A 2,685-nucleotide genomic window follows, 5' to 3' on the forward strand; every position below is an offset into this window, starting at 1 on the left:
TTTTTCTTAACATTATAGAGTTTAAGTTTTTGGGGCGGAACCGAAGGTTCTCCCTTTTTTAATAATACTCGGTGCGGTTTGGCTGGCTATTTGCGGTCTATTAATTTTTGCAGCTTGTTCTCGGTTGAGGAGTCGGCAGCGGGCGTATAGATGCTGCAGCGCAAATCCGAGCTGCCTTGAACCTGTAGGGATGTCAAATGAAACAGCATCTTCCCTGCTCTGGCATGACGAAATTCGATCACAACCTCTGGAGCCGATTTTACTTCGCTTTGTTGCCAAAGGAGGTCAAAGTCGGGGTGAACCAGCTTCATTTCCTCAAGAAAACCGTCGTACCAATCATCCTCGCTATATTGGCCGTAATAAGCACGAAAGATGGCAAGAAATCCACTGACAAAATGTTCCCAGTTAACCGCTAATCTTCGAAGCTCCTTCCTTGTGAACAACAAACGAATCATATTGCGCTGCTCGAGGGGGACTTGTTCAAAGTCTAAGAACACATGGGAGGCAGCCTCATTCCAACCGACAATAAAATAACGCCTATCCGTTATGAGGGTTGGGCAAAATCGCAGCTCGTTCATAATCTTTTTTAAAGACGGACTGATTTCGGCTTGTTCGACTTTCAAGGATGCGGCTCCTGAACCCGACTCCAAGGCCAATGCATATACATATTTGCGTTCGTCAGCGGTCAATTGCAGCGCATTAGCGATACAGTCCAATACGGATGCGGACATTCTTATATCTCGTCCCTGTTCCAGCCACGTATACCAAGTGGTGCTGACCCCCGCCAGTTGGGCAATTTCTTCCCTGCGGAGACCTGGCGTTCTTCTGCGATTGCCTGAAGCGAGCCCGATAGACTCTGGGGCAATTTTCGCTCTTTTGGACTTCAGGAAGGCAGACAAGGTTTGAAGTCTAACGGCACGATCCATGGTACGGAACCCCCTTTTCACATTTATCATGTTACTCATTATACTAGGATAAAGCATTACTTGTAATAGGATATTTAAAAAGACAAAATAGTTGTAACATGATTTCGCGTAAGGGAGGATAACCGAATGGAAAGGGTAGTTATAACGGGGATGGGTGTCGTTTCACCGCTTGGGAACACGATAGACAGCTATTGGAATCGGTTGATCAAAGGGGAGTCCGGAGTTTCCTTGATTGATACCTTTGACGTCTCCAGACATAAATCCCAAATAGCTGGATTGGTTCGAGATTTTGATGCAGAAGGTCTATTCGGGCGAAAAGAAGCACGGCGAATGGATCGATTCTGTCAATTTGCCGTGGCTGCTGCCGAGCAGGCTTGGGAGGATTCGGGGCTTACTCTTGAGCAGGTTGATCAGGAACGAATGGGGGTATATGTTGGTTCCGGTGTAGGCGGCATCCAGACTTTGTACGATCAAGCTGCGATCCTTCGAGAGCGTGGTCCTGAACGGGTAAGCCCGACTTTGGTTCCCATGATGATATCGAATATGGCAGCGGCCGCCATTAGTATCAAATACGGAGCACTAGGCCCAACTCTATCTCCTGTAACGGCGTGTTCCATTGGAAATACCGCGATTGGCGAGGCGTTCCGAATTATCCGAACGGGACTCGCTGATCTTGTGTTGGCCGGAGGGGCCGAAGCCGCTGTCTCAGAAATAGCTTTGGCGAGCTTTGGCAATGCAACGGCGTTATCTTCCAGGAACGATGAGCCCGCCCGAGCCAGTCGTCCGTTCGACGCAGGTCGTGAAGGCTTCGTTATGGCGGAAGGCGCCGGAATCTTGGTTCTGGAGTCGCTCACTCACGCTTTGCGAAGAAAGGCCGAAATTTATGCGGAAGTAATTGGCTATGGAGCCAGCTCCGATGCTTACCATGTCGTGGCCACCCACCCTGAGGGGAAAGGCGCTTATTTGGCTATGAAACTGGCGATTCAAGAAGCCCGCATCGGGCTTGATGAGGTGGATGTAATAAGCGCACACGCTACTAGCACAGAAATTGGCGATAAGTCGGAAACGTTGGCGATCAAGAAGCTGTTCGGAGAGCTTGCTTATCGGGTTCCGATTACGGCAAATAAGTCCATGACGGGCCACCTGTTGGGCGCATCCAGTGCAGTGGAGGCTATCGCTTTAGTTAAAAGTCTTCAGCAAAATATAATTCCGCCGACGATTAACCAGGAGCAGAAGGATCCAGAATGTGATTTGGACTATGTTCCCAATGAAGCTCGTGAAGCCGCATTGAATGTGGGAGTCTCTAATTCTTTCGGCTTTGGAGGGCACAATGCAGTGATCGTGCTGAAAGCCTTCAACGGGTAATCTCCCAAAACACGCTAGCACTAGAACCATCAGGGTATTTTCCCCCTGATGGTTTTTCTTTTTGGAGCCGGCGGCTCAATGTAAACAATGGTTTGAATTAGTAAGAACTGATTTATTTAAGCCCTCGTAAAGCTAATTCTATAATTAAGGCGTCCCGTCTCTTAAACTAACATCCGAATGAAAGAGGAGAGAGGTCCCTTGAATCGTGTTCCTGGTATTTCGCGATTGTACAGTCGAGTATTGATTTTAGTTATGGTGGCCTTGCTGCTGGTGTCTGGCAGTCCATTCCCGTTTGCTGCGAACCAAGCTGCAGCCGAGGAGCCGGGAGCCGGTCTGGTGACACAAGAGTGTAGCAACAAGCAAGCGGAGTGGATTTGGTGCGATGATTTCGAAA

3 protein-coding genes are annotated in these 2,685 nt (G+C 48.8%); 2 read left to right on the plus strand and 1 reads right to left on the minus strand.

Going from position 1 to position 2,685, the window contains the following annotated elements:
- Positions 1-86: 86 nt before the first annotated feature.
- Positions 87-926: a helix-turn-helix transcriptional regulator gene (locus PKO02S_RS31805; RefSeq protein WP_127589276.1), complete on the minus strand. Its 840-nt coding sequence runs from the start codon at positions 924-926 to the stop codon at positions 87-89.
- A gap of 126 nt (positions 927-1,052) precedes the next feature.
- Here PKO02S_RS31805 and fabF point away from each other — a divergent pair, with 126 nt between their 5' ends.
- Both fabF and PKO02S_RS33020 read left to right on the plus strand, forming a co-directional pair.
- Positions 1,053-2,291: a beta-ketoacyl-ACP synthase II gene (gene fabF / locus PKO02S_RS31810; RefSeq protein ID WP_127589278.1), complete on the plus strand. Its 1,239-nt coding sequence runs from the start codon at positions 1,053-1,055 to the stop codon at positions 2,289-2,291.
- Between the two features lie 198 nt (positions 2,292-2,489).
- A partial coding sequence (locus tag PKO02S_RS33020) for a hypothetical protein (protein ID WP_218033991.1) occupies positions 2,490-2,685 on the plus strand: 196 nt, incomplete at its 3' end.

This window comes from Paenibacillus koleovorans NBRC 103111 (assembly GCF_004000845.1).
Lineage (GTDB): Bacteria > Bacillota > Bacilli > Paenibacillales > NBRC-103111 > Paenibacillus_AA > Paenibacillus_AA koleovorans.

Bases quoted from the DNA above. Each gene is read 5' to 3' on its own strand.
- fabF (WP_127589278.1), top strand. From the start codon at position 1,053: ATGGAAAGGGTAGTTATAACGGGGATGGGTGTCGTTTCACCGCTTGGG.
- PKO02S_RS31805 (WP_127589276.1), bottom strand. From the start codon at position 926: ATGGATCGTGCCGTTAGACTTCAAACCTTGTCTGCCTTCCTGAAGTCC.